The 25,562-nt window shown below is 63.1% G+C and carries 21 protein-coding genes; 14 read left to right on the forward strand and 7 right to left on the reverse strand.

The window, feature by feature from the left end:
* The first annotated feature begins 1 nt into the window (after position 1).
* The 13 genes from fdx (at position 2) to Aeroheme_RS08880 (ending at position 13,056) form a co-directional block, all read left to right on the forward strand.
* Complete coding sequence (fdx, locus tag Aeroheme_RS08820) at positions 2-340, forward strand: ISC system 2Fe-2S type ferredoxin (RefSeq protein WP_005324284.1); 339 nt, start codon at positions 2-4, stop codon at positions 338-340.
* Positions 341-498: 158 nt separating this feature from the next.
* Complete coding sequence (gene pepB / locus Aeroheme_RS08825; RefSeq protein WP_411167110.1) at positions 499-1,803, forward strand: aminopeptidase PepB; 1,305 nt, start codon at positions 499-501, stop codon at positions 1,801-1,803.
* Positions 1,800-3,092 (forward strand): aminopeptidase PepB, encoded by a 1,293-nt coding sequence (gene pepB / locus Aeroheme_RS08830; RefSeq protein ID WP_289977326.1) that lies wholly within the window; start codon positions 1,800-1,802, stop codon positions 3,090-3,092. The genes pepB (Aeroheme_RS08825) and pepB (Aeroheme_RS08830) overlap by 4 nt, the downstream gene beginning before the upstream one ends.
* A 270-nt stretch (positions 3,093-3,362) precedes the next feature.
* Positions 3,363-3,791 carry a nucleoside-diphosphate kinase gene (ndk, locus tag Aeroheme_RS08835; RefSeq protein WP_408848810.1) on the forward strand — a complete coding sequence of 143 codons (429 nt, stop codon included), beginning with the start codon at positions 3,363-3,365 and terminating at the stop codon, positions 3,789-3,791.
* A 168-nt stretch (positions 3,792-3,959) separates the two neighbouring features.
* Positions 3,960-5,063 carry a bifunctional tRNA (adenosine(37)-C2)-methyltransferase TrmG/ribosomal RNA large subunit methyltransferase RlmN gene (locus tag Aeroheme_RS08840; protein ID WP_025327235.1) on the forward strand — a complete coding sequence of 368 codons (1,104 nt, stop codon included), beginning with the start codon at positions 3,960-3,962 and terminating at the stop codon, positions 5,061-5,063.
* A 12-nt stretch (positions 5,064-5,075) separates the two neighbouring features.
* Positions 5,076-5,867 (forward strand): PilW family type IVa pilus biogenesis/stability lipoprotein TapF, encoded by a 792-nt coding sequence (gene tapF / locus Aeroheme_RS08845; RefSeq protein WP_106886581.1) that lies wholly within the window; start codon positions 5,076-5,078, stop codon positions 5,865-5,867.
* The gene (locus tag Aeroheme_RS08850) at positions 5,857-6,786 is read left to right on the forward strand and encodes a RodZ domain-containing protein (RefSeq protein ID WP_289977314.1); all 930 of its coding nucleotides are present in this window, start codon (positions 5,857-5,859) and stop codon (positions 6,784-6,786) included. The genes tapF and Aeroheme_RS08850 overlap by 11 nt, the downstream gene beginning before the upstream one ends.
* A gap of 10 nt (positions 6,787-6,796) precedes the next feature.
* Positions 6,797-7,912 (forward strand): flavodoxin-dependent (E)-4-hydroxy-3-methylbut-2-enyl-diphosphate synthase, encoded by a 1,116-nt coding sequence (gene ispG, locus Aeroheme_RS08855; RefSeq protein ID WP_411167111.1) that lies wholly within the window; start codon positions 6,797-6,799, stop codon positions 7,910-7,912.
* A gap of 139 nt (positions 7,913-8,051) precedes the next feature.
* Positions 8,052-9,329 (forward strand): histidine--tRNA ligase, encoded by a 1,278-nt coding sequence (hisS, locus tag Aeroheme_RS08860; protein ID WP_163147511.1) that lies wholly within the window; start codon positions 8,052-8,054, stop codon positions 9,327-9,329.
* A gap of 3 nt (positions 9,330-9,332) precedes the next feature.
* Entirely contained in the window at positions 9,333-9,983 is a 651-nt protein-coding gene (locus Aeroheme_RS08865; RefSeq protein ID WP_041205942.1) for a YfgM family protein, read from the forward strand.
* Positions 9,976-11,160 (forward strand): outer membrane protein assembly factor BamB, encoded by a 1,185-nt coding sequence (bamB, locus tag Aeroheme_RS08870; protein ID WP_106886584.1) that lies wholly within the window; start codon positions 9,976-9,978, stop codon positions 11,158-11,160. Before Aeroheme_RS08865 ends, bamB begins: the two co-directional genes overlap by 8 nt.
* A gap of 74 nt (positions 11,161-11,234) precedes the next feature.
* On the forward strand, positions 11,235-12,734 hold the full coding sequence (gene der / locus Aeroheme_RS08875) for a ribosome biogenesis GTPase Der (RefSeq protein ID WP_106886585.1): 1,500 nt from the start codon (positions 11,235-11,237) through the stop codon (positions 12,732-12,734).
* 88 nt (positions 12,735-12,822) lie between these two features.
* The gene (locus Aeroheme_RS08880) at positions 12,823-13,056 is read left to right on the forward strand and encodes a zinc ribbon domain-containing protein (protein WP_168235257.1); all 234 of its coding nucleotides are present in this window, start codon (positions 12,823-12,825) and stop codon (positions 13,054-13,056) included.
* Between the two features lie 343 nt (positions 13,057-13,399).
* Here Aeroheme_RS08880 and mltF read toward each other — a convergent pair whose 3' ends face one another.
* Complete coding sequence (mltF, locus tag Aeroheme_RS08885; protein ID WP_111912205.1) at positions 13,400-14,893, reverse strand: membrane-bound lytic murein transglycosylase MltF; 1,494 nt, start codon at positions 14,891-14,893, stop codon at positions 13,400-13,402.
* A gap of 149 nt (positions 14,894-15,042) precedes the next feature.
* Here mltF and purL point away from each other — a divergent pair, with 149 nt between their 5' ends.
* Positions 15,043-18,936, forward strand: a complete 3,894-nt coding sequence (gene purL, locus Aeroheme_RS08890) for a phosphoribosylformylglycinamidine synthase (protein WP_411167112.1) — start codon at positions 15,043-15,045, stop codon at positions 18,934-18,936.
* Between the two features lie 272 nt (positions 18,937-19,208).
* Here the strand turns inward: purL and nuoN are convergent, their stop codons facing one another.
* The 6 genes from nuoN to nuoI form a co-directional block, all read right to left on the reverse strand.
* Complete coding sequence (gene nuoN, locus Aeroheme_RS08895; RefSeq protein ID WP_139745047.1) at positions 19,209-20,672, reverse strand: NADH-quinone oxidoreductase subunit NuoN; 1,464 nt, start codon at positions 20,670-20,672, stop codon at positions 19,209-19,211.
* Between the two features lie 49 nt (positions 20,673-20,721).
* Positions 20,722-22,239, reverse strand: a complete 1,518-nt coding sequence (gene nuoM / locus Aeroheme_RS08900; RefSeq protein ID WP_041205928.1) for an NADH-quinone oxidoreductase subunit M — start codon at positions 22,237-22,239, stop codon at positions 20,722-20,724.
* A gap of 68 nt (positions 22,240-22,307) precedes the next feature.
* On the reverse strand, positions 22,308-24,155 hold the full coding sequence (nuoL, locus tag Aeroheme_RS08905; RefSeq protein ID WP_411167113.1) for an NADH-quinone oxidoreductase subunit L: 1,848 nt from the start codon (positions 24,153-24,155) through the stop codon (positions 22,308-22,310).
* Positions 24,152-24,460 carry an NADH-quinone oxidoreductase subunit NuoK gene (nuoK, locus tag Aeroheme_RS08910; RefSeq protein ID WP_041205926.1) on the reverse strand — a complete coding sequence of 103 codons (309 nt, stop codon included), beginning with the start codon at positions 24,458-24,460 and terminating at the stop codon, positions 24,152-24,154. Before nuoK ends, nuoL begins: the two co-directional genes overlap by 4 nt.
* Positions 24,457-25,008 (reverse strand): NADH-quinone oxidoreductase subunit J, encoded by a 552-nt coding sequence (nuoJ, locus tag Aeroheme_RS08915; protein ID WP_163137819.1) that lies wholly within the window; start codon positions 25,006-25,008, stop codon positions 24,457-24,459. The genes nuoK and nuoJ overlap by 4 nt, the downstream gene beginning before the upstream one ends.
* Before the next feature lie 9 nt (positions 25,009-25,017).
* Positions 25,018-25,560, reverse strand: a complete 543-nt coding sequence (gene nuoI / locus Aeroheme_RS08920; RefSeq protein WP_005324242.1) for an NADH-quinone oxidoreductase subunit NuoI — start codon at positions 25,558-25,560, stop codon at positions 25,018-25,020.
* Positions 25,561-25,562 lie beyond the last annotated feature (2 nt).

Below are 25,562 nucleotides of genomic sequence, written 5' to 3' on the forward strand. Positions count from 1 at the left end.
TATGCCAAAACTGATCATTCTGCCTCACCCCGAACTCTGTCCGGACGGCGCTGCCCTCGAGGGCGCAACCGGTGAGACCATACTGGACATCGCCCTGCGCAACGGCATCGAGATCGAGCATGCCTGCGAGAAGTCCTGTGCCTGTACCACCTGCCACTGCGTGGTGCGGGAGGGCTTTGACTCCCTCGAGCCGAGCGATGAGCTGGAAGACGACATGCTGGACAAGGCATGGGGACTGGAGCCGGAATCCCGTCTGAGCTGCCAGGCCCGTCTGGCGGACGAGGATCTGGTGGTGGAGCTGCCCAAGTACACCATCAACCTCGCCTCCGAGCGCCACTGATTGACCCGCTAATTACACATGAGTGAATTGCGCGTGCAGCATCCCATGGTGCAGTGATGATATGGTGAAGGCCGTACCCCTCGGGGGAACGGCCTTTTTTGTCTCCGTTACCCCGCGTTGTTAATGAATCGTGCCAAGAAAAAAGGAAGCAAGAGAAGATGGCTGACATGATGAAGGTACTGTTATCCACCCAGGCCGCTGCCGCAGTCTGGGGTGAAGGCGCCCTGCTCAGTTTCAGCGGTGAGGAGACCCTGATCCATCTGGGCGCCACCGCCCAGCAGCAGGATGCCTTGCGCACCATTCAGCGGGCAGCCCGCCGACTCGAATCGAGTGGCATCAAGCGGGTGAGCCTGGCCGGTGAGGGTTGGGATCTGGAGCGTCGTTACGCCTTCGCCCAGGGCTTCTATGCCGCCAAGGGGCAGCGTGAACTGGACTTCGGCGAGCAGAGCGCGGCGCAGGCCCGTGAGCTGGAGGCGCTGATCAAGGCGACCCGCTGGGTGCGCGAGGTGACCAACGGTTGCCCGGAAGAGATCTACCCCATGAGCCTGGCGGAGTCCGCCCTGCTGCTGATCCGCGGCCTGGGTGGCGATCAGGTCACCGCCCGCATCACCGCAGGAGAAGCCCTGCGGGAGGCCGGTCATATCGGGATCTGGTCGGTGGGCCGCGGCAGCGAGCGCGAGCCCGTGCTGCTGGAGCTGGACTACAACCCGACCGGGGATCGCAACGCCCCCGTGGTGGCGGCCCTGGTGGGCAAGGGCATCACCTTCGACTCCGGCGGCTACTCCATGAAGTCCTCTGACAACATGCTGCCGATGAAGTCCGACATGGGCGGTGCCGCCATGGTGACCGGCGCCCTGGCGCTCGCCATCAGCCGTGGCCTCGACAAGCGAGTGAAGCTCATTCTCTGCTGCGCCGAGAACCTGGTCTCCGGCCACGCCTTCAAGCTGGGTGACATCCTCACCTACAAGAACGGCATCTCGGTGGAGATCCAGAACACTGACGCAGAAGGGCGTCTGGTGCTGGCCGATGGCCTGCTGGCGGCCTCCGACAGCGGCGCGGCCCACATTCTCGATGCCGCCACCCTGACCGGCGCCGCCAAGACGGCGCTGGGCCGTGACTACAACGCGGTGTTTGCGCTGGATGAAACCGAGCAGCAGCGCGCCCTGGCCGCCGCTAAAGCCGAGAACGAGAAGGCCTGGCCCCTGCCGCTGGAACCCTGGCATGTGGGTCAGCTCACCTCGGCCTTCGCCGAGCTGGGCAACGTGGCCTCCGCCGAAGGCACGGCCGGTGCCACCACGGCGGCCGCGTTTTTGTCGCGCTTCGTGCGTGACGAGGGCAAGGGCTGGGTGCACCTGGATCTCGCCGCCTCCTATCAAAAATCCGGCAACGAGCTGTGGGCGACTGGCGCCAAGGGCCACGGTCTGCGCACTATCGCCCGCTGGCTGCAGGAGGTGACTCAATGAACATCTGGCTGAGCCGTGAATTTGCCGCCCCCGAGTGGGGAGAGGGGGCACTGCTTTCCCATCGCCCCGATGGCATGGTGATCCACCTGGTGACGGCGTCGCCCTTGCTGGATATCCAGCAGGCGGCCCGCCGCCTCTGTGGTCAGGGGATCCAGAAGGTCGCCCTGTGCGGTCACTGGGAGCGCGAGCAGCAGTGGGCCTTCGCCCAGGGGCTGCAGACCCCCAAGGCAGAGGTGGAGCTGCAGTGGGCGACCTCGTCCGAAGAGGACAGGGAGGAGCTGGAGGCGCGCTGGCTGTGCGGGCGCTGGGTGCGCGAGATGACCAATGCGACCCCGGAGCAGCTGGGCCCGCTGGAGCTGGCGGTGGAGGCGGCGGCCTTCATCACCGAGCTGGCGCCGGACAGGATCAGCCATCGCATCCTCAAGGGGGAGGCGCTGCAACAGGCGGGTTGGGTCGGTCTCTATCAGGTTGGCCGCGGCAGCGATCGGGAGCCCGTGATGCTGGAGCTGGACTACAACCCCACCGGGGATCGCAACGCCCCCGTGGTGGCGGCCCTGGTGGGCAAGGGGATCACCTTCGACTCCGGCGGCTACTCCATGAAAACCTCCCAGGGCATGCTCACCATGAAGCATGACATGGGGGGGGCGGCCATTGTCACCGGCGCCCTGGCGCTGGCCATACTGCGCGGCCTCGACAAGCGGGTGAAGCTCATCCTCTGCTGCGCCGAGAATCTGGTCTCCGGCCATGCCTACAAGCTGGGTGACATCCTCACCTACAAGAACGGCACCACGGTCGAAATCGTCAACACAGACGCAGAGGGGCGCCTGGTGTTGGCCGACGGCCTGCAGCTCGCCGGTGAATCCGGCGCGCCCCTCATCATTGACGCCGCCACCCTGACGGGGGCCGCGGTAATGGCGCTGGGGGGACGCTACAACGCCCTGTTTGGTCTGGACAAGGGGCTGGTGAGCCGCGCCATGGCCTACTCGGATGCGGAGCAGGAGCCGGCCTGGCCGCTGCCGCTCGAGCCCTGGCACCGCCAGCAGTGCCCATCCCACTACGCCGACACGGCCAACAGCCGTCCGGTGCCGGGCGGTGGCCCGGGCGGTGCCTCCAACGCGGCGGGTTTCCTCTCCCGCTTCGTCGGCAATGAAGGGCAGGGCTGGCTGCACGTGGATCTGGCCGCTTGTTTCAGCGAGAACGGCGACAACCTCTGGGCCCCCGGGGCCAACACCCTGGGGATGCGCACCATAGCCCATACCCTGCTGGCGGAGACGCGCCGAGGGGCATGACAAGGCGAAAGGGCACCTCGGGGTGCCCTTTTCAGTGGTGCTGGTTATATGAGCAATAGATAGGGTTTTAGCGGGTTAGCGTGACTATCGTGCACAAGCGCACATTTTTTCTCAGTGCCATGGCACAAGATGAGTCACCATGTTGTTTCAAGGAATTATTTGTTTAATAAAAAGTTGCTTTTTTGTGTGTTATTTCGTTTTTTGTTTACGTATAATCGCCGCCGAACATGGATTCCTACAATAAAACTCTGTAGTTAAGGAAAGAACTCAATGGCTATCGAACGTACCTTCTCTATCGTCAAGCCGGACGCGGTCAGCAAGAACCTGATCGGTGCCATCTACAGCCGCTTCGAGAGCTCCGGCCTGAAAGTGGTTGCCGCCAAGATGCTGCACCTGAGCAGCGAACAGGCCGCCGGTTTCTACGCCGAACACCAGGGCAAGCCTTTCTATGATGGCCTGGTCGCTTTCATGACCTCGGGTCCCGTCATGGTACAGGTGCTGGAAGGGGAAGACGCCATTCGCCGTCACCGCGAAATCATGGGCGCCACCAACCCGAAAGAGGCCCTGGCCGGTACCCTGCGTTCCTGCTACGCCGAGAGCATAGATCGCAACGCCGTGCACGGTTCCGATGCCCCGGCCTCTGCCGCCCGTGAAATCGCCTACTTCTTCTCCGACGCCGAGATCTGCCCGCGCGGCTGATTTTCGTCAGAAGATCATCAAGGGAGCCTCGGCTCCCTTTTGTTTTTTGGTCATTCGGTCAATATCCCCTTATTCTCCAGGTGGAAAGGCAGACCCATTATTTGTACAATGCCGCCCCCTGACGTAGGTCAGCCGATAATTTATGAAGTGTGTGAGCTGAGGCCCTTGATGAGCGAAACAAAAACCAACCTGCTGGATCTCGATCGGGATGCCATGCGTGCCTTCTTCGTCGAGCTGGGCGAGAAGCCGTTCCGGGCAGATCAGATAATGAAGTGGATCTACCACTCCGGTTGTGATGACTTCGATCAGATGAGCAACGTCAACAAGGCGTTGCGTGAGCGTCTCAAGGCCATTGCCGAGATCCGCGCCCCCGAGGTGAGCCGCGAGCAACGCTCCGCAGATGGCACCATCAAGTGGGCCCTGCAGGTCGGGGATCAGGAAGTCGAGACCGTCTACATCCCGGAGGCGGATCGTGCGACCCTCTGTGTCTCCTCCCAGGTCGGCTGCGCCCTGGCGTGCACCTTCTGCTCCACCGCCCAGCAAGGTTTCAACCGCAACCTGAAGGTTTCCGAGATCATCGGCCAGGTCTGGCGCGCCGCCAAGATAGTCGGTGGCAAGCGCCCCATCACCAACGTGGTGATGATGGGCATGGGCGAGCCGTTGCTGAACCTCGCCAACGTGGTGCCAGCCATGAGCCTGATGATGGATGACTTTGGTTTTGGCATATCCAAGCGCCGCGTCACTCTCTCCACCTCCGGTGTGGTACCGGCACTGGACATGTTGGGGGACCAGATCGACGTGGCCCTGGCCATCTCCCTGCATGCGCCGAACGACAAGTTGCGCTCCGAGATCATGCCGATCAACGACAAGTACAACATCGAGGCCTTCCTGGCGGGAGTGCGCCGTTATCTGGCCAAATCCAACGCCAATGGCGGCCGGGTGACGGTGGAGTATGTGCTGCTCGATCATATCAATGACGACATGCAGCATGCCCACGAGCTGGCGCAGGTCCTCAAAGAGACCCCTTGCAAGATCAACCTGATCCCCTTCAACCCCTTCCCGGGCAATCCGTTCGGCAAGCCGAGCAACAGCCGCATCGACCGTTTCTCCAAGGTGCTGATGGAATACGGCCTGACCGTCATAGTGCGCAAGACCCGCGGGGATGACATAGACGCCGCCTGTGGCCAGCTGGTGGGGGAGGTGATCGACCGCACCAAGCGCACCATGAAAAATCGGATGCAACAGGATGGGATTTCCGTCAAAATGGTTTAACTCGCTAAGCCATTGTATAGACAGGAAATGGATATCCGTACATTGATCGTAGTGGCAGCGCTCTGCGCGCTGCCTGGCTGTGTCACCGAGACCACTTACGCTGGCCAGAATTCGACCCAGCGTGAAGTGGGTCCCGACTTCAAGGCGGCTGCCCAGACCCGTCTCGATCTGGGTATTCAATATCTGCGTCAGGGCAATGCCGAACAGGCCAAATTCAACCTTGACCGCGCCCTCCAGTACGATCCCAGCAACCCTCAGGTCTATATCGGCTTCGCCTATTTCTACCAGCAGGTATCCGATTTCAAGGCGGCCGAGGAGAACTACAAGAAGGCGCTGGCCATGGATCCGACCAATGCTGACGCGATGAACAACTACGGTGCCTTCCTGTGCAACCGTGGGCGTTTCGAGGAGGCAGAGAAGGCATTCCTGCAGGCGGTCAGCCAGCCAGATTACGTCAAGATCGCCGATACCTACGAGAATGCGGCGCTCTGCTCGGTGCAAAATAACAGAAATGACAAGGCCAACGAGTACTATCGTCTGGCCTTGGGGTATAATCCCCGCAATCCAAGGTTATTGCTGGACATGGCCGAGCTTTCCATGAAAGATGGCAAGCTGCCTGATGTGCAGTCTTACCTCGTGCGTTTTGCCGAAGTGGCAGACGAAAACGAGGAGAGCCTCTGGCTCCGGCTGCGGCTGGCCCAGGCCATGGACAAACCGGCATTACTTCACCAATTCGGGACTGAGCTGGTAAGGCAATATCCCACTTCGCAACAAGCCAAGCGTTACTTAGCCAATGACTACTGAACAGCCACACGATTTTCAAGACGACTCCCAGGCAGTGGGCCCAGGCCAGCTGCTGCGCAACGCCCGTGAACAGCTTGGCTGGACGCGAGAGCAGGTTGCGTCCCGCATTCACCTTCGTCTGACCCTGATCGCCGCCATCGAGGCGGATACCTACGACAAACATACGTCCCACACCTTCATTCGCGGCTATCTGCGCGCCTATGCCAAGCTGGTCGGCATTCCCGAGGAGACCATACTCGCGGCCTACGACAAGCTGGGACTGACGCCGCCCGATAACATCGACATGCAGAGCTTTTCCCGTCGCTCCCGCCAGCAAGCCAACGACAGTCGGCTCAAGGTGGTGACCTGGCTGGTGATCCTGGTGCTGATCGCGCTCTCCATCGCCTGGTGGTGGCAGAGCACTGCACGTCGTTCCGCCGGGGATGAAGCCCTGGCGGCGAGCGAGATGGGCACGGAGCAGACGATGTCTGTCGCCAGCGTGACGCCCGCCGTGGATGTCGCCGACCCCGTATTGCCCGTGGCCTCCGACGCCGTGGCGACGGAAGTTGTGGTGAGTGACGCCGCCGCCACTGTGCCTGCCGTCGTTGCCGCGACCAGTGCCGCCCTGTCTACCGAGGCCTCGGCTGCTGAGGCAACCCTGGCACCGGCAGAGCCGGCCGCCACCGAACCTGGCAAGGCGCCCCAGCTCAAGATGAGCTTCACCGCCGACTGCTGGCTGGATGTCAAGGATGCCAACGGCAAGACCCTGTTCAGCGGTCTGAAGAAGGCGAACGACGAGCTTGTGCTGGAAGGACCCGAGCCACTCAGATTCATCGTTGGCGCGCCCATGGCGGTCAATCTCGAATACCAGGGCAAGTCCTTCGACATGAGCCGTTACAACAACGGCCGGACTGCTCGCTTCTCACTGCCGCAGGAGTAATCTGTCCGCCATGTCCGCTCACGAATCCCCCATTATTCGTCGTCAATCCAGGCAGATCATGGTCGGCAATGTGCCGGTTGGGGGCAATGCCCCCATCACGGTGCAAACCATGACCAACACCAAGACCACGGATGTCTCCGCCACCGTCGAGCAGATCCAGCGGATCGAGCGGGTTGGCGCTGACATAGTCCGGGTCTCGGTACCGACCATGGAAGCGGCGGAAGCCTTCAAGCTCATCAAACAGCAGACCCGCATTCCCATCGTCGCCGACATCCACTTCGACTACCGCATCGCCCTGAAAGTGGCCGAATACGGTGCCGACTGCCTGCGCATCAACCCGGGCAACATAGGCAACGAAGAGCGGGTGCGCGCCGTGGTCGACTGTGCCCGTCATTACAACATTCCGATCCGCATCGGCGTCAACGGCGGCTCCCTGGAGCGTGATATCCAGGAAAAGTATGGCGAGCCGACCCCGGAAGCCCTGCTCGAGTCTGCCATGCGCCACGTGGATTACCTGGATCGCCTCAACTTTGAGAATTTCAAGGTGAGCGTCAAGGCCTCCGACGTCTTCCTGGCGGTCGGTGCCTATCGCTTGCTGGCCAAGCAGATCGACCAGCCGCTGCACCTGGGGATCACCGAGGCGGGCGGCTTCCGTGCCGGCGCGGTGAAATCCGCCATCGGGCTCGGCATGCTGCTGGCCGATGGCATAGGCGACACCATCCGCATCTCCCTGGCCGCCGATCCGGTGGAAGAGGTGAAGGTGGGCTTCGATATTCTCAAGTCCCTGCGCATTCGCTCTCGCGGCATCAACTTCATCGCCTGTCCCTCCTGCTCCCGTCAGGAGTTCGATGTGATAGGGACGGTGAACGCCCTGGAAGAGCGGCTCGAGGACATCATCACCCCGATGGACGTCTCCATCATCGGCTGCGTGGTGAACGGCCCGGGCGAGGCCCTGGTCTCGGATCTGGGGCTGGCGGGCGCCGCCAACAAGAGTGCCTTCTATGAAGGGGGCCAGCGGGTCGACCGGCTCGACAACAAGGATCTCATCCCGACCCTGGAGCGCCGTATCCGCGCCCGGGCGGCCATGCTGGATCCGGCCAACCAGATCCAGGTGGACAAAGGTTGAACCATTGAGGGGCCACCTGGGGTGGCCCCGGCTTTAGGTTGTTGATTTTAAATCCCGCATCCGGGCACCCTGATTTTACCTCGGGGCCGAAAATCCCTATAATGCGGCCAAATTTTACCTCTTTTTCTCGAGTATCAACGTGGCAAAACAGATCCAAGCTATTCGCGGTATGAATGATTGCCTGCCGGAGCAGAGCCCGGTATGGCAGAAAGTGGAACAGATCCTGCGCCAGGTCGTCGCCAGCTACGGCTACAGCGAAGTGCGCATGCCCATCGTCGAACAGACCCATCTGTTCAAGCGCGCCATCGGTGAAGTGACCGACGTGGTCGAAAAAGAGATGTACACCTTTGAAGACCGCAACGGCGACAGCCTGAGCCTGCGTCCGGAAGGGACCGCCAGCTGCGTCCGTGCCGGCATCGAGCACGGCCTGCTCTACAACCAGGAGCGCCGGATGTGGTACATGGGCCCCATGTTCCGTCACGAGCGTCCCCAGAAGGGCCGTTATCGCCAGTTCCACCAGTTCGGGGTCGAGCTGTTTGGCATCAACGGGCCTGACATCGACGCCGAGCTCATCATGCTGACCCACCGCCTGTGGCGTCTGTTCGGCATCAGCGATCACGTCACCCTGCAGCTCAACACGCTCGGTCAGAGCGCCGAGCGCGCCGCCTACCGCGATGCCCTGGTGGCCTACCTGGAGCAGTACAAGAGCGAGCTGGACGAAGAGAGCCAGCGCCGCATGTACAGCAACCCGCTGCGGGTGCTCGACTCCAAGGACGAGAAGGTACAGGCCATTCTGGTGGGTGCCCCACGTCTGTTCGATCACCTGGGTGAAGAGAGCCTGGCCCACTTCGAGGGGCTCAAGCGCCTGCTCGAGTCTGCCGGCATCCAATACGAGGTGAACGAGCGGCTGGTGCGCGGCCTCGACTACTACAACCTCACTGTGTTCGAGTGGGTGACGAGCAGCCTGGGCGCTCAGGGCACAGTCCTGGCCGGAGGCCGTTACGACGGCCTGGTGGAGCAGCTCGGCGGTCAGGCGACCCCGGGCGTGGGCTTTGCCATGGGCATGGAGCGCCTGGTGCTGATGCTCGAAACCCTCGAGCTCAACGCCGACATCCGCCCGGCGGTGGATGTCTATCTGGCCATGGTGGGCGAGGGCACCGAGCAGGCAGGCTTCCAGCTTGCCGAGCGGCTGCGCGACGCCCTGCCGGACTTGCGCCTGATGAGCCACTGCGGTGGCGGCAACTTCAAGAAACAACTCAAGCGTGCCGACAAGAGCGGCGCGGCCATTGCCCTGATCCTCGGCGAGACCGAGGTGCAAAGCGGGGAGATCACCATCAAATATCTGCGTGGCCAGGCCGAGCAACAGACCGTCTCGGTCGATGCCGCCATCGCCCTGCTGGCAGCTAAAGGAGAGTAAGCTGTGGAAGTGTATACCACTGAAGAACAACAGGTTGAGGTCATCAAGAGCTGGTGGAAAGAGAACGGCACCTCGGTACTCGCCGGGACTGTGATCGGTCTGGTCGGCCTCTTTGGCTGGCGTTACTACAACGAGCTGCAGCAGACCAACCAGGAAGCCGCCTCCCAGGCTTATAACGCCATGACAGCCCAGCTCGCCAAGGGTGACGATGCCGCCCTTGAGCAGGCCAAGAGCTTTATCAGCGCCCATCAGGGCGACGCCTATGCGGAGCTGGCTGCCCTGCAACTGGCCGCGGCTGCGGTCAAGGCGGGCAAGCTGGATCTGGCCGCCGAGCAGCTGACCCAGGTGGCCGCGAACGGCGACGAGAGCATCAAGCCCATCGCCGCCCTGCGCCTGGCACGGGTGCTCAAGGATCAGGGCAAGGCCGACGAGGCCCTGGCCCAGCTTGGCAAGATCAACAACGACGCCTTCAAGGCCCAGGTGGCGGAAGTGCGTGGTGACGTGCTGCTGGGGCAGGGCAAGCCCGAAGAGGCGCGCGATGCCTATCAGGTGGCGGCCGATGCCGGCGGCCTGCAGAGCAGCGCCGAACTCAAGCTGAAGATGGACGATCTGGCGCTGCCAGCGGTCACTGCGGGTGAGGCTCCGGATGCGTAATCTGTACAAGAAAATGGCGCTGGGGGTGGCAGTCTCCCTGGCCCTGCAGGGTTGCTCCCTGTTCAGTTCAGAGGAAGATTTGACCCCGATGGCGCCTCTGCCCGTGGTGGAGTCCGCCTTCAGTGCCGATACCCAGTGGTCCTCCTCCGTCGGGGATGGCATAGGTGATTTCTACTCCCAGCTGCAACCCGTGGTGGAAGAGGATCACATCTATGCTGCCGCCCGTGATGGGGATGTGACCGCCTTCGATCGCAACAGTGGCGAGACCCTGTGGAGCGTGGATCTGGCAGACTTGCCCATCAACGCCGACAAGCGCAGCGCCCGCCTCTCCGGCGGTCTGGTCTCCCGCTATGGTAAGCTGTTCCTCGGCTCCGAGAACGGGGTGGTCTACGCCCTGAACGAAGCGAACGGGGAAGTGCTGTGGCAGACCACTGTGCCCGGTGAAGTGGTGGCGAGCCCCGCCGTCGAGGATGGTCGCGTGGTGGTGCTGACCACCTCGGGCCGTCTGATGGCGCTCGATACCGATGAGGGCAAGCTGCAGTGGACCCTGTCCGAAGAGCAGCCGCCCCTGACCCTGCGCAGCGCCAGCACCCCTGTCATCACCAACGGCGCCGTGCTCTATGGCCGTGCCGATGGCAAGGTGGGCATAGCCCTGCTGAGCAACGGCCAGCCGGTGCGCCAGTCCAAGGTGGCCGACCCGCGCGGTGCCACCGAGCTGGATCGCATGGTCGATGTGGACGCCCGTCCGCTGATTGCCGGTGATGAGCTCTATGCCATCGCCTACAATGGCCAGCTGATGGCCCGCAAGCTGATGACGGGTGACGAGGTGTGGAAGCGCAAGTATTCCGGCTACCGCGACATGGCGGTCACCGGCAATGCCATAGTGCTGACCGACAGCCGTAGTCATCTGTTTGCGGTGGATCGTCGGAATGGTCTTGAGCTGTGGTCCAACACCCAGCTGGAAAACCGCACCGTGACAGCTCCCGTCGTCCTGGGTGACTACGTGGTGGTCGGCGATGTGGAAGGTTACCTGTATTGGCTGGATCGGACCGATGGGTCCATCAAGGCCATGCAGCAGCTCGACAGCAGTGGTCTCTATGCCGCTCCCCTGGTGGACGGTGACACCCTGTATGTGCAGAGCCGTGGCGGCAAGTTGTACGCTATCAAGCGTCCCTGATCGCCCGTCAATCTGAATATCCGGCTCCTGGTCTTCGGACCCGGAGCCTTTGTCGTCTTGAGAATGAGGCTTTTATGACTCCTGTAGTAGCCCTGGTGGGCCGCCCCAACGTGGGGAAATCCACCCTGTTTAACCGCCTGACCCGTACCCGGGATGCCCTGGTTGCCGATTTCCCCGGCCTGACCCGGGACCGTAAATACGGCCAGGCGAAGTTGGGCGAGCTGGAATTTATCGTGGTCGATACCGGCGGTATCGATGGCACCGAGGAGGGGATCGAGCTGAAGATGGCCGAGCAGTCGCTGCTGGCCATCGAGGAAGCCGATGTGGTGCTCTTCATGGTGGATGCCCGTGCCGGTTTGACCGCCGCGGATCAGGCCATCGCCGAGCACCTGCGCAAGACCCACAAGAAGGTGTTCCTGGTCGCCAACAAGACCGACGGCATCGACGGTGACTCCGCGGTCTCCGAGTTCTACGGCCTGGCGCTGGGGGAGGTCTACCAGATCGCCGCCGCCCACGGTCGTGGGGTGCTGAGCCTGCTGGAGCTGGCGCTGGCCCCCCACCTTGAGACCCTGGTCGAGGCCGCCGCCGAAGAAGAGGCGCAGGAAGAGGAGGACTTCGACGAAGAAGCCCTGCTGCGCATGGTGGCCGCCGGTGATCTCGACACCCGGGAAGACACCAAGGAGACCCCGTTCGCCGACTTGCCCATCAAGTTCGCCATCGTCGGTCGCCCCAACGTCGGCAAGTCCACCCTGACCAACCGCATGCTGGGTGAAGACCGCGTCATCGTCTATGACATGCCGGGCACCACCCGCGACTCCGTCTACATCCCCATGGAGCGTGACGAGCAGAAGTACGTGGTCATCGACACCGCCGGCGTGCGTCGCCGTGGCAAGGTGCACGAGACGGTGGAGAAGTTCTCCGTCATCAAGACCTTGAAAGCCATTGAGGACGCCAACGTCTGCCTGCTGGTGATAGACGCTCGCGAGACCATCACGGATCAGGACTTGAGCATCCTCGGCTTCGTGCTGAGCAGCGGCCGCTCCGTGGTGCTGGTGGTGAACAAGTGGGACGGTCTGGATCAGAAGGTGAAGGAAGACATCAAGAACGAGCTGGACAGACGCCTGGGCTTCATCGATTTCGCCCGCGTCCACTTCATCTCCGCCCTGCACGGCAGCGGCGTCGGCCATCTGTTCGAGTCCATCAACGAGGCTTACCAGTCCGCCACCCGTCGTACCAGCACCGCCATGCTGACCCGCATCATGCAGATGGCGCAGGAAGATCACCAGCCGCCCATGGTCAACGGTCGCCGCGTCAAGCTCAAGTATGCCCACGCCGGTGGCTACAACCCGCCGCGTATCGTGATCCACGGCAACCAGTTGAACGATCTGCCGGACTCCTACAAGCGGTATCTCATCAACTACTTCCGCAAATCCCTGAAGATCATGGGTACCCCGATCCGGGTCGAGTTCCAGGAGTCGGTCAACCCCTTCGAGGGCAAGAAGAATACCCTGACCCTGAGCCAGGAGCGGCAACGGGATCGCCTGCTCAAGGCGAAGAACAAGAGCAAGAAATAAGCCCTGACGGCTGCCCTGGTGGCAGCCGTTTTTCTATCTGTCGAACGAGGGATGAGCCCAGTGCTCTTGCCCTTGAGAGGAGATGACCATGAGTCTCTTGACATGCCCGGCCTGCCAGGCCGAGCTGGACAGCCGCAGCCCCGAGGTGAGCTGCAGCCAGTGCCATGCCCGCTATCGGATCCGGGCCCTGTGCCCGACCTGTCAGCAGAGCCTGGAGCGGCTTCGGGCTTGCGGCGCCGTGGATTACTTCTGCAACCACTGCAACAGCCTGGTCTCCAAGCGTGCCGTGCGGTTCGAGGCGATCCCGGCCGAGGCGAGCTGACGGAATAAAAAACCCGGCCTTGGCCGGGTTTATGCTGTTGTGTGCTCCGCAATCAGCAAGGTATAGGAGCGATTTCGGTGCCATATCTTGCGTTTCATGTCGGCCAGTTTCAGCTTGCGTCTGGGGCTCCAGGCGCATCTGGTCTTTCTGGTCAACGTGGCTCTTCTGCGTGTTCGCATCTGGTTTTTCTCCCTGGTCATCCCGGCGACACTGACGGCCCCTGAGATGGGCGGCCATCGGTATCGCAAGTTGATGAATATATTGCAATAAGCCTCTCTCAGACAGGCTCGGGCCTGGGGCAATGGTAACAGAGAATTCCCCCAGGCGACACACCCCGCAGGGCTCAGGGGGTGATGATCTGGCTGACCACCTCGGCGATGATGGCGGGGCGCTGTGCCGGGGCGGCCGGCTCGCTGCCGTCGTCCTCGTCCAGGGTTTCGCGGCGATGGGCCTTCTGCTGCTCGTTGTCGAGCCAGAGCAGGCTCTGGTAGTACTGGCGCACGTTGTTGACGTAGTTGCGCGCCTCGCCACCCCGGGCATAGCCATAGCGCACCTTGCGATGCCAGCGTGACTGCTGCAGCAGGGGCAACACCTCTTTCACGTCGCTCCAGGCATCGGGATTCTTGCCGAGCTGCTTGGTCAGGCGGCGGGCATCCATCATGTGGCCATAGCCGATGTTGTAGGCGGTGAGGGCAAACCACACCTTCTCGTCCGCCGGCACCGAGTCCGGCACCTTCTCCATCATCTCCTGCAGGTAGCGGGCGCCCCCCTTGATGCTCTCTTCCGGGTGGGTTCGATCGTTTACCCCCATCGCCTTGGCGGTGGGCTCGGTCAGCATCATCATGCCGCGCACCCCTGTGTAGGAGCGGGCCTGGGGGTCCCAGTGGGACTCCTGATAGCTGATGGCGGCCAGCAGGCGCCAGTCTATGTCCTTGGCATGGGTCTGGAACAGCGCCTGATACTTGGGCAGCAGGCTCTTGGCCCGCTTGAGGAAGGTGCGGGTGTCGACGAAATCGAAGTTTTGCACGTGGCCGAAGTACTTCTCGTCGAGCTTGGCGATGGAGCCATCCATGAAGCGCTGGCCGAAGAAGTCGATGATGCTGGCGTAGAGGCTGTCATCGGGCAGCTTGGTCATGGCCCAGGCCACTGTCTGCTTGCTGGCCAGGGTCAGCCCCTCGGTGAGCTCGGGGTAGTAGCGCTGGGTGCGGGCCAGCACAGTATCCTGCACCACCGTGTAGTCCACCTCGCCATCGGCGACCTGCTTGAGCAGCTCTTCCACGTCGGCGTCCCGGTTGATGCGCCAGCTCAGATTGGGGTACTGGCTGGCCAGCTCCTTCATCAGATCCTCACCGGTGGAGCCGGCAGGCACCACTATGGTGCCCTTGATGTCGCCGAGATCCTTGGGCCTGGGGGAGCCGTTGCGATAGACCAGCTTGGGGGAGACCTGGTAGAAGCCGGGGCCGAAGCGAAACAGCTTGCGTCGCTCCGGGGTCACCACGATGGCGGCGGCAGCGAGATCCAGGCTCCCCTTCTGCAGCTGTTCGACCAGCTCGGCGGTGGAGTAGGCCGGGACTATGGTCAGCTTGACCCCCAGCCAGTCGGCATAGTGCTGCGCCAGCTCGTAATCGAACCCCTGGGCGGTGTCGTCACGCTGGTAATAGGAAGTGGGACCATAGAGGGTGCCAACACGGATCTCGCCCCGTTGGCGGATCTGCTCCAGCTGGCTGGAGGGGGAATAGAAGTCACAGCCGGCCAGGGCCAGTGTCAGCAACATCCCGATAAATAGTCGAAAAATGCAGCGCAAGTAGGTGAGTACCCTTGTTGAAAAAATCGGCATTTGTCAAAAGAGAGGCACCTTTATACCAGAGAGTGTGGAGGGAGTCACATCGTGGGAGATGAGAAAAACGTTTGTTCGCGGTGAGCCTGATCCCTATAATACGCGCGTCTCAAATCCCCCCACACTCTAAAACTTGGTGAGAAAGGTATATGGAAATCTTGCGTGGTGCCCCAGCACTGTCTGAGTTTCGTGTCCACAAGCTGCTGCAGAGCTGCGCACAGAGAGGAGTAGAGATAGCAGACGTCTATGCCGAATACGTGCACTTTGCCGAGCTTTCGAGCCCGCTCTCGCCCCCGGAGCGAGCGACCTTGGGCCAGCTTCTGCGCTACGGCCCGACCATCCCGGAACACACCCCCAGCGGTCAGCTGTTTCTCGTTACCCCCCGCCCCGGCACTATCTCCCCCTGGTCTTCCAAAGCAACCGACATCGCCCACAACTGCGGCCTGAACCAGGTCAAGCGGTTGGAGCGCGGCATCGCCTATTACGTGCAGGCCAAGGGTGAGCTGACCGCAGCCCAGCGTGGCGAGGTCGCGGCCCTGCTGCACGATCGCATGATGGAGGTGGTGTTCGATGAGCCGAGCCAGGCAGCCGCCCTGTTTGCCCATCACGAGCCGCGCCCCTTCACCCAGGTGGATGTGCTGGGCGGTGGCCGCAGCGCCCTGGCCTCGGCCAACATCGAGCTGGGCCTGGCGCTCGCCGATGACGAAATCGACTACCTGGTGGAGAACTTCACCCGCCTTGGTCGCAATCCCAACGACATCGAGCTCTACATGTTCGCCCAGGCGAACTCCGAGCACTGCCGTCACAAGATCTTCAACGCCGACTGGACCATAGACGGTGAGCAGCAGCCCAAGTCGCTGTTCAAGATGATCAAGAACACCTTCGAGCAGACGCCGGATCATGTCCTGTCTGCCTATAAAGACAACGCCGCCGTGATGGAAGGCAGCCAGGGTGGCCGCTTCTTCCCGAGCCCCGCCAGTGGCGAATACCAGTATCACCAGGAGCGCGTCGACATCCTGATGAAGGTGGAGACTCACAACCACCCGACCGCCATCTCCCCCTTCCCGGGGGCGGCCACCGGCTCCGGCGGCGAAATTCGCGACGAGGGCGCGACAGGCCGTGGCGCCAAGCCCAAGGCGGGCCTGGTGGGCTTCTCCGTCTCCAACCTGCGCATCCCAGGTTTCGAGCAGCCCTGGGAGCAGGATTTCGGCAAGCCGAGCCGCATCGTCAGCGCCTTTGACATCATGCAGGAGGGGCCCCTTGGCGGCGCCGCCTTCAACAACGAATTCGGTCGTCCGGCCATCCTCGGCTACTTCCGTACCTTCGAAGAGCAGGTGCCGAGCCACAACGGCGTCGAAGTGCGCGGTTACCACAAGCCCATCATGCTGGCGGGCGGCATAGGCAACATCCGCAGCGAACACGTCCAGAAAGGGGAGATCCCGGTGGGGGCAGCCCTGATCGTGCTGGGCGGTCCGGCCATGAACATAGGTCTGGGTGGTGGCGCGGCATCGAGCATGGCCTCCGGCCAGTCTGCCGAAGACCTCGATTTCGCCTCTGTGCAGCGGGACAACCCCGAGATGGAGCGCCGTTGCCAGGAGGTGATCGATCGCTGCTGGCAGCTCGGCGATGACAACCCCATCGTCTTCATCCACGACGTGGGTGCCGGTGGCCTCTCCAACGCCATGCCGGAGCTGGTGAACGACGGCGAGCGCGGTGGTCGCTTCGACCTGCGCGCCATCGCCAGCGACGAGCCGGGCATGAGCCCGCTGGAGATCTGGTGCAACGAATCCCAGGAGCGTTACGTGCTGGCGGTCGCCCAGGACAAGCTGCCCCTGTTCAAGGCCCTGTGCGAGCGTGAGCGCGCCCCCTATGCGGTCATCGGCACCGCCACCGAAGAGAAGCACCTCACTCTCTCGGATGCGCATTTCGACAACCAGCCCATCGATCTGCCCCTGGACGTGCTGCTCGGCAAGGCGCCCAAGATGCACCGCGACGTGCAGAGCCTGCCCGCCCAGGGCAAGGCCCTGCAACTGGACGGCATCACCCTGAATGACGCGGCCGAGCGGGTACTGCGCCTGCCGACAGTGGCGGAGAAGTCCTTCCTCATCACCATCGGCGATCGCAGCGTGACCGGTTTGGTCAACCGCGACCAGATGGTCGGCCCCTGGCAGATCCCGGTGGCCGATTGCGCCGTCACCGCCGCCACCTACGACAGCTACCACGGCGAAGCCATGTCCATGGGGGAGCGTACCCCGGTGGCGCTGCTCTCCCACGCGGCTTCTGCCCGTATGGCGGTGGCCGAGGCCCTGACCAACCTGGCACCGGCTCATATCGGTTCCCTCAAGCGGGTCAAGCTTTCCGCCAACTGGATGTCTGCCGCCGGTCACCCGGGGGAAGATGCCGGCCTCTATGAGGCGGTCAAGGCGGTGGGCGAGGAGCTCTGCCCGGCCCTTGGCATCACCATTCCGGTGGGCAAGGACTCCATGTCCATGAAGACCCGCTGGCAGCAGGACGGTGAGGAGCGCAGCGTCACCTCGCCGCTCTCCCTGCTTATCTCCGCCTTCGCGCGCGTGGAAGACGTGCGCAATACCGTCACGCCGCAGCTGCGTACCGATCTCGGCGAGACCGACCTTATCCTGATCGACCTTGGCAACGGCAAGCAGCGCCTCGGCGCCTCCGCCCTGGCCCAGGTCTATCGCCAGCTTGGTCAGAGCGCCCCGGATCTGGACAACCCCGTCCAGCTCAAGGGCTTCTTCAACGCCATCCAGGCGCTGGTGGCGGATCGCAAGCTGATTGCCTACCACGACCGCTCCGACGGCGGCCTCTTCGTCACCCTGACCGAGATGGCCTTCGCCGGTCACTGCGGCCTCGACATCCAGCTCGACCGCGTGGGTGGCGAACTGCTGCCTACCCTGTTCAACGAGGAGCTGGGTGCCGTCATCCAGGTGCGCCGCGACGACAAGGAGGCCGTGCTGACCCTGTTGGCCGGTCACGGTCTGGCGGCCTGCTCCCATGTGCTGGGTACTGTGCGTGAAGACGATCTCATCCTGTTCCAGCGTGCCGGGACCGAAGTGTACCGCGCCAGCCGCACCGCCCTTCGCACCCTCTGGGGCGAGACCAGCTGGCAGATGCAGCGCCTGCGGGACAACCCCGAGTGCGCGGATCAGGAACATGCCGCCCGCCAGGACGCCACAGACCCGGGTCTGCAGGCCAGGCTGACCTACAACCCGTCCGAGGATGTGGCCGCGCCCTATATCGCCCGTGGGGTCTCCCCCCGTCTGGCGGTGCTGCGCGAGCAGGGGGTCAACTCCCACGTGGAGATGGCAGCCGCGTTCGACCGCGCCGGGTTCGCGGCGGTGGATGTGCATATGAGTGACATCCTGTCCGGTCGCATCAAGCTGGAAGAGTTCCAGACCCTGGTGGCCTGTGGCGGCTTCTCCTACGGCGACGTGCTGGGGGCGGGGGAAGGCTGGGCCAAGTCCATCCTGTTCAACGACAACGCCCGCGAGCAGTTCCAGCGCTTCTTCGAGCGTGGCGACACCCTCTCCTTGGGGGTGTGCAACGGTTGCCAGATGATGTCCAACCTGCGGGATCTCATCCCGGGGGCCGATCTGTGGCCGCGCTTCGTGCGCAACCGCTCCGAGCGTTTCGAGGCGCGCTTCAGCCTGGTGGAAGTGCAGGACTCCCCGTCCGCCTTCTTCGCCGGCATGGCGGGCTCTGTGATGCCCATCGCCGTCTCCCACGGGGAAGGGCGGGTGGAAGTGCGCGATGCCGCTCACCTTGCCGCGCTGCAACAGAGCGGCCTGGTGGGGCTTCGTTTCGTGGACAACCGCGGCCTGGTCACCGAGCAGTATCCGGCCAACCCGAACGGGGCACCGGCGGGTATCACTGCGGTCACCACCACTGACGGTCGCGCTACTATCATGATGCCGCACCCGGAGCGGGTGTTCCGCACAGTGGCGAACTCCTGGCACCCGGACAACTGGGGCGAGGATGGCGCCTGGATGCGGATGTTCAGAAACGCTCGCGTGCGTCTGGGTTAATCCCGCGCTGACGTTCTAGAGAATCAAAAACCGGCCCCCGTGGCCGGTTTTTTTATGGGCCTGTGACAAGCTCTGCGAGCCTTGGGTCCATGGCTGGTGGTGGAGGGAAGTGAGATGAAAGATGAGAGAGCTGAGGGGAGAGGGCGGACAGGGGAGGGAGCTGACACTGTGAGCCGGGCTCCCTTGCCGGGTTGATACCTGGGCCCGGCAGTCTGGCGAGATAAAAAAAACCGGCCACGGGGGCCGGTTTTTCGTTGGGACTGAGCGTGATGCTAGCGCAGCACCACGTGCTGGAAGCCCTGCACCAGGCTGATGACAGGCTGGGGGTAGATGCCGAGCGCCACCACCAGGATGGCGGAGAGCAGCACCACAAGCCCGCCGGAGGAGAAGGCCCAGTCGGCCTTGGCATCGCGCAGCTGCATGCCGGGTTCCCGCAGGTAGAGGGTGACCATGACGCGCAGGTAGTAGTAGAGCCCCAGGGCGCTGCCGAGCACTATGGCGCCGGAGAGCCACCACAGCTGGGCATCGACCGTCACCCCGATGAGGTAGAACTTGCCGATGAAGCCAAGCGTCATGGGGATGCCCGCCAAGGAGAGCATCATCACCGTCATGACGGCGGTCAGGTAGGGGCGCTTCCAGAACAGGCCGCGATAGCTGTGCAGGGAGTCCGCATCCTTGCCGCGATAGGGGCTGGACATCATGCTGATGACGCCGAAGGCCCCCAGGCTGGTGAAGAGGTACATCAGCAGGTAGACACCGGCCGCTTCCACCGGCATCTGGCCGAGGCGGCTCGCCACTATCACCGCCAGCAGGTAGCCGAAGTGGGAGATGGAGGAGTAACCCATCATCCGCTTGATGTTGGTCTGGATCAGCGCCAAGAGGTTGCCGACCACGATGGAGATGACCGCCATGGCCGCCAGCAGCCAGTGGATCATGGGATCCGAGGTGGCCGGCACCGCCAGGTAGAAGCGCAGCAGCACGCAGAACACGGCGATCTTGCTCACGGTGGCGAGGAAGGTGGCCACAGGTGCCGGGGCGCCCTCATAGACATCCGGGGTCCAGAGGTGGAAGGGGGCGAGCGACAACTTGAACGCAAAGCCCACCAGCATCAGGCCAAAGCCTCCCATCAGCAGCGGGTGGTGAGCCGGGCTCTGGGCCAGGGTCAGGCCGAGATCGCTGAAGCTCAGGCTACCCGCCTGGGCATAGAGCAGCGCCATGCCGAACAGCAGGAAGGCGGTGGCGGCGGCGGAGAGCACCATGTACTTAATGCTGGCCTCCAGGGAATGGCGCTCGCGATAGGCATAACCCACCAGACCGAACATGGGCAGGGTCAGCATCTCGATCCCGATAAACAGTGACGCGAGATGGCGAGACCCCGCCAGCACCAGGCCACCGGCGGTAGCGATCAAGAGCAGCAAGTAGAACTCTTCCCGGTTGTCCGGGTAGCCCTTGAGCCAGGAGCGACCGAAGGTACAGGTGGCCAGGGCGCCAATGAGCACCAGCCCCATGTAGAAGACCGCGTAGCTGTCCACTTGCAGCAGGGGAGTGACCCCCTGATCCCCCTGGGCCATGACGATGGGCAGGGAGAAGAGCGCCAGGTTGAGGCCTGTGATGGTCACCACGAAGGCGGTGTCATCGCAGCGCTTCCAGGCGATGGCGAGCATCAGGGCGACCATGGCCCCTGTGGTCAGCAACAGGGGCAGCAGGGCCAATAGTTGGGCGGCAGTAAACGTCATGACAAGGCTCCCGGTGTGGACAAGGAAAGGGAGAGAGAAACAGAGGGCATCATTGCAGTGCTCCTGTGGCTGGCAGCGCGTACCAGTGCAGCACACTCAGCAGGCTGCTGCTGGCGGTGTCGAGCACGGGTTGCGGGTAGAGACCGAGCAGCACCAGCAGGCCGGCTATGGTCAGCATCATGGCCAGCTCCCGTCTGTCCAGGCCCTTGAGGACACTCTCGTCCTTGGGGGCACCGAAACAGGCGCGCTGCAGCATGATGAGGGAGTAGACCGAGGCCAGCACCAGGCCGAAGGTGGCGATGATGGTGATGATGGGGGCCACCTGGAAGCTGCCGATGAGGATCAGGAACTCGCCGACGAAGTTGCCGGTACCCGGCATACCAAGGGAGGCCACCGAGAAGAACAGCATGACGCCGGGCAGGTAGCGCAGCCGACCCCAGAGGCCGCCCATCAGGCGCAGGTCACGGGTGTGCAGCCGCTCGTAGAGCTGGCCGCACAGGATGAAGAGACCGGCGGCGGAGAGGCCGTGGGCGATCATCTGCACCACCGCCCCTTGCAGGGCCAGCTCGCTGCCCGAATAGATGGCGATCATCACGAAGCCCATGTGGGAGATGCTGGTGTAGGCCACCAGACGCTTGATGTCGGTCTGGGCGAACGCCAGCAGAGCACCGTAGACGATGCCGAAGAGGCCAAGGAGCATGGCGTAGGGGGCGAACTCGGCGGAGGCCTCCGGGAACAGCGGCAGGGTGAAGCGCAGCAGGCCGTAGGCGGCGGTTTTGAGCAGGATGCCCGCCAAGTCCACAGAACCCGCGGTCGGCGCCTGGCTATGGGCGTCCGGCAACCAGCCATGGAGCGGCACCAGGGGCATCTTGACCGCGAAGGCGATGAAGAAGCCCAGCATCAGCAGCCACTGCACGCCCTTGCTCATCGGGGTGTTGAGCAGGTCGAGGTAGTTGAAGGTGAAGACCCCGGTGCTGGCGTGGTGGGTCAGCACCAGCCCGAGGATGGCCACCAGCATGATGAGGCCGCTCGCTTGGGTGTAGATGAAGAACTTGGTGGCCGCGTTGATCCGGGATTTACCGTCGGTGACCGAGTGGCCCCAGAGTGCGATCAGGAAGTACATGGGAACCAGCATCATCTCCCAGAAGAAGAAGAAGAGGAACAGGTCCACCGCCATGAAGACGCCGAGCACGCCCCCCAGGATCCACAGCAGGTTGAGGTGGAAGAAGCCGATGCGCTGCACGATTTCCTTCCAGGAGCAGAGGATGGCCAGCACGCCGATGAAGCTGGTGAGCATCACCATCAGGAGCGACAGGCCGTCTACCGCCAGGTGCAATGAGATGCCGAAGCGGGGGATCCAGGGTTGCTGCCACTCGGCCGCCCAGACGGGGAGGCCGGGGCTGGCGAGGGAGAAGTCACCCCCCAGCCAGATGGCACCGGAGAGCACCAGGCAGGCGCTCATGGAGAGCAGGGCTACCCAGCGAACGAATTGTCCGCCGAGCCGCTCCATCTGCCAGCAGAGCAAGCCGCCGATAAAAGGAATTAACAAGATCCAGAGTAAGGTCACGATATCAGCTCTCGTCTAGGTTCTAGTCGGGCAGGCCCCGGGCCTGCCACACATATTGGGCTCATGGATCAGCCGAGCAGCAGCAGGGCCAGGATCAGGGCGGCGCCCATCCCCATGGAGGCGGCGTACCAGCGCAGCTTGCCGGACACAGTCCAGGCCAGCAGCTGGTGGCCACCCTGGGCCAGCACGGCGGGCAGGTTCATCATCCGATCCAGCGGGTCCTTGCCGAGCAAGCGGGTCACCAGCAGGTAGGGCTTGACCCAGATCCAGTCATAGAGCCAGTCAAAGCCCCAGGCATTGAACCAGAGGGTGCTGAGCGCGCGGCCAGCGGCACTCTCGGCGATCCCCTTCGCCAGGCGACGTTCGCCGAGGAAGAGGAAGGCGGCGAGCGCAATGCCTGCCACGGCGATGACGCCGGAGAGGATCTCGAGGCTGTGGCGTCCCTCTTCGATATGATCCCCCGGGCCTGCCGGCAGCACTCCGGCGAGCGGCGGCACTATCAGGGCACCCACACCGGTGGAGAGCACCAGCAGCACCAGCAGCGGCAGCTGGTGGGCCAGGCCGTGGCCTTTGTGCGCCTGCGTCTGCGCCTTGCCGTGGAAGGCGATGAAGATGAGGCGGAAGGTGTAGAGGGAGGTCAGGAAGGCCCCACCCAGACCGGCCCACAGCAGGGCGCTCTGGCCACTGGCCTGCACCTGCCAGAGGATGGCGTCTTTACTGTAGAAGCCGGCGGTGACCAGCGGCAGCGCGGCCAGGGCCGAGCCCCCCACCAGGAAGCAGGCATAGACCAGGGGCAGGCTCTTGCGCAGGCCCCCCATCTTGAAGATGTTCTGCTCGTGGTGGGTCGCGACTATGACGGCACCGGCGGAGAGGAACAACAGCGCCTTGAAGAAGGCGTGGGTCATCAGGTGGAAGATGGCCCCTTCCCAGGCACCGACCCCCAGGGCCAGGAACATGTAGCCTATCTGGCTCATGGTGGAGTAAGCCAGGATCCGCTTGATGTCGGTCTGCACCAGGGCGGCAAAGCCCGCCAGCACCAGTGTGATGGCGCCGACCAGAGCCACCAGATGGAGGATCTCCGGGGCCAGCAGGAAGAGGCCGTGGGTGCGGGCGATGAGGTAGACACCGGCGGTCACCATGGTGGCCGCGTGGATCAGTGCCGAGACCGGGGTCGGGCCCGCCATGGCGTCTGCCAGCCAGGTCTGCAGGGGCAGCTGGGCGGATTTGCCAACCGCGCCGCCGAGCAGCATCAGGCAGGCGAACGACAGGGCAGGGGAGCCCTCGGCAAAGACCACTGGGGCGCGCACCAGCAGCTCGTGGATGTTGAGGGTGCCGAGCTCGCGGTAGAGCACGAAGAGCCCGATGGCGAGGAAGACGTCACCGACCCGGGTCACCACGAACGCCTTGAGGGCGGCGGCGCCGTTGGCCGGGTTGCGGTAGTAGAAGCCGATCAGCAGGTAGCTGCACAGCCCCACCCCTTCCCAGCCCAGGTAGACGAACAGCAGATCGTCTGCCAGCACCAGGAACAGCATGCTGGCGATGAAGAGGTTGGTGTAGGTGAAGAAGCGGGAATACCCCTCTTCTCCGCGCATGTACCAGGAGGCGAACAGGTGGATGAAGAAGCCCACCCCGGTCACCACCCCCAGCATGGTCAGCGACAGCCCATCCAGCGCCAGACGGAAGGTGGGCTGGAATTCACCCACCGACATCCACTGCCACAGGGTCTGGGTATAGACGCCGCCCTCGGGGGTGTGATTGAGGAAGTCGAACCCGACCCAGATTGTGGTCAGGGCCGACAGGCCTATGCTGCCGACACCGATGAGTGCCGCGCTGCGCTCGCCGAGACGGCCGATGGAGAAGGCCAGTAGCAGCCACCCCAGCAGGGGGAACAGGAAAGTCAGATATAGGAGGCTCATCCGCGCATCTCGCTCACAGTGTCCACGTTCAGGGTGTGGTAACGACGATAGAGCAGCAGTAACAGGGCTAGGCCGATACTGGCCTCCGCTGCCGCCAGAGAAATCACCAGTATGTACATGATCTGGCCGTCGGCCTGGGCCCAGCGGCTACCCGCCACCACGAACGCCAGGGCGGACGCATTCATCATGATCTCGATACTCATGAGGATAAACAGCAGGTTGCGGCGGATCAGCAGACCGCACAAACCGATGCAGAACAGGATGGCGGCCAGCAGAAGACCGTGTTCCATGGGTATGCCACTCATTGCTGACCTCCTTCCTGGGATGGGCGAGCGGTGGGTTTGGGGACGGAAAGCACTTCCCCGCTCTTGTCTTCACGGCCAAGGTGATAGGCGGTGACCAGACCCGCCAGCAGCAGTATGGAGGCGAGCTCCACCGCCAGCACATAGGGGCCGAACAGGGCGATGCCGACTTCCTTGGCACTGACGTCGGTCTGCCCGAGCTCACCGCCGGTGACCCCGAGAATGCCGTAGGCCAGGAAGCCGAGCAGGATGAGGGAGAGCAGGGCAGGCCCACCCCAGGTCATGGGGGTGAGCCAGTTGCGCTCCTGATCCTGGGATGAACCCAGGTTCAGCATCATCACCACGAACACGAACAGCACCATGATGGCGCCGGCGTAGACGATCACCTGCAGGGCGCCAGCAAAGGAGGCTCCCAGGCAGAAGAAGATCATGGCCACGGCGATGAGCGAAATGATGAGATTGAGCAGCGCATGCATGGGGTTGCTGGTGCTGATGACCCGCAGCGTGCTGTAAACGGCGACCAGGGCCGCGGCATAAAATGCCAGTTCCATGATTGACTCCTAGGGCAGCAGGCTCTTGACATCGATGGGTTTGGCTTCGTTCTCGGCATCCCCTTTGGGCTTGCCGTCGATGGCCATCCCGCTCATGCGGTAGAAGTTGTAGTCCGGGTATTTGCCGGGGCCGCTGATCAGCAGATCTTCCTTCTCGTACACCAGATCCTGGCGGCGATACTCACCCATCTCGAAATCCGGCGTCAGCTGGATGGCGGTGGTGGGGCAGGCCTCTTCACACAGACCGCAGAAGATGCAGCGGGAGAAGTTGATGCGGAAGAACTCCGGGTACCAGCGACCGTCGTCCCGCTCCGCTTTTTGCAGCGAGATACAGCCGACCGGGCAGGCCACGGCGCACAGGTTGCACGCCACGCAGCGCTCGTCACCGTCCGGATCCCGGGTCAACACGATGCGACCACGGAAACGGGGCGCGGCATAGACCTGCTGCTCCGGGTAGCTCAGAGTCTCGCGGGGGCGCCAGGCATGGGAGAAGACCATCCCCAGGCTGCGCAGTTGGGTGCCAACACCCTTGATAATGCTCGTAATTTTCATTG

It is taken from the genome of Aeromonas sp. DSM 116730 (genome assembly GCF_046581335.1).
Classification (GTDB): Bacteria; Pseudomonadota; Gammaproteobacteria; order Enterobacterales; family Aeromonadaceae; genus Aeromonas; species Aeromonas rivipollensis.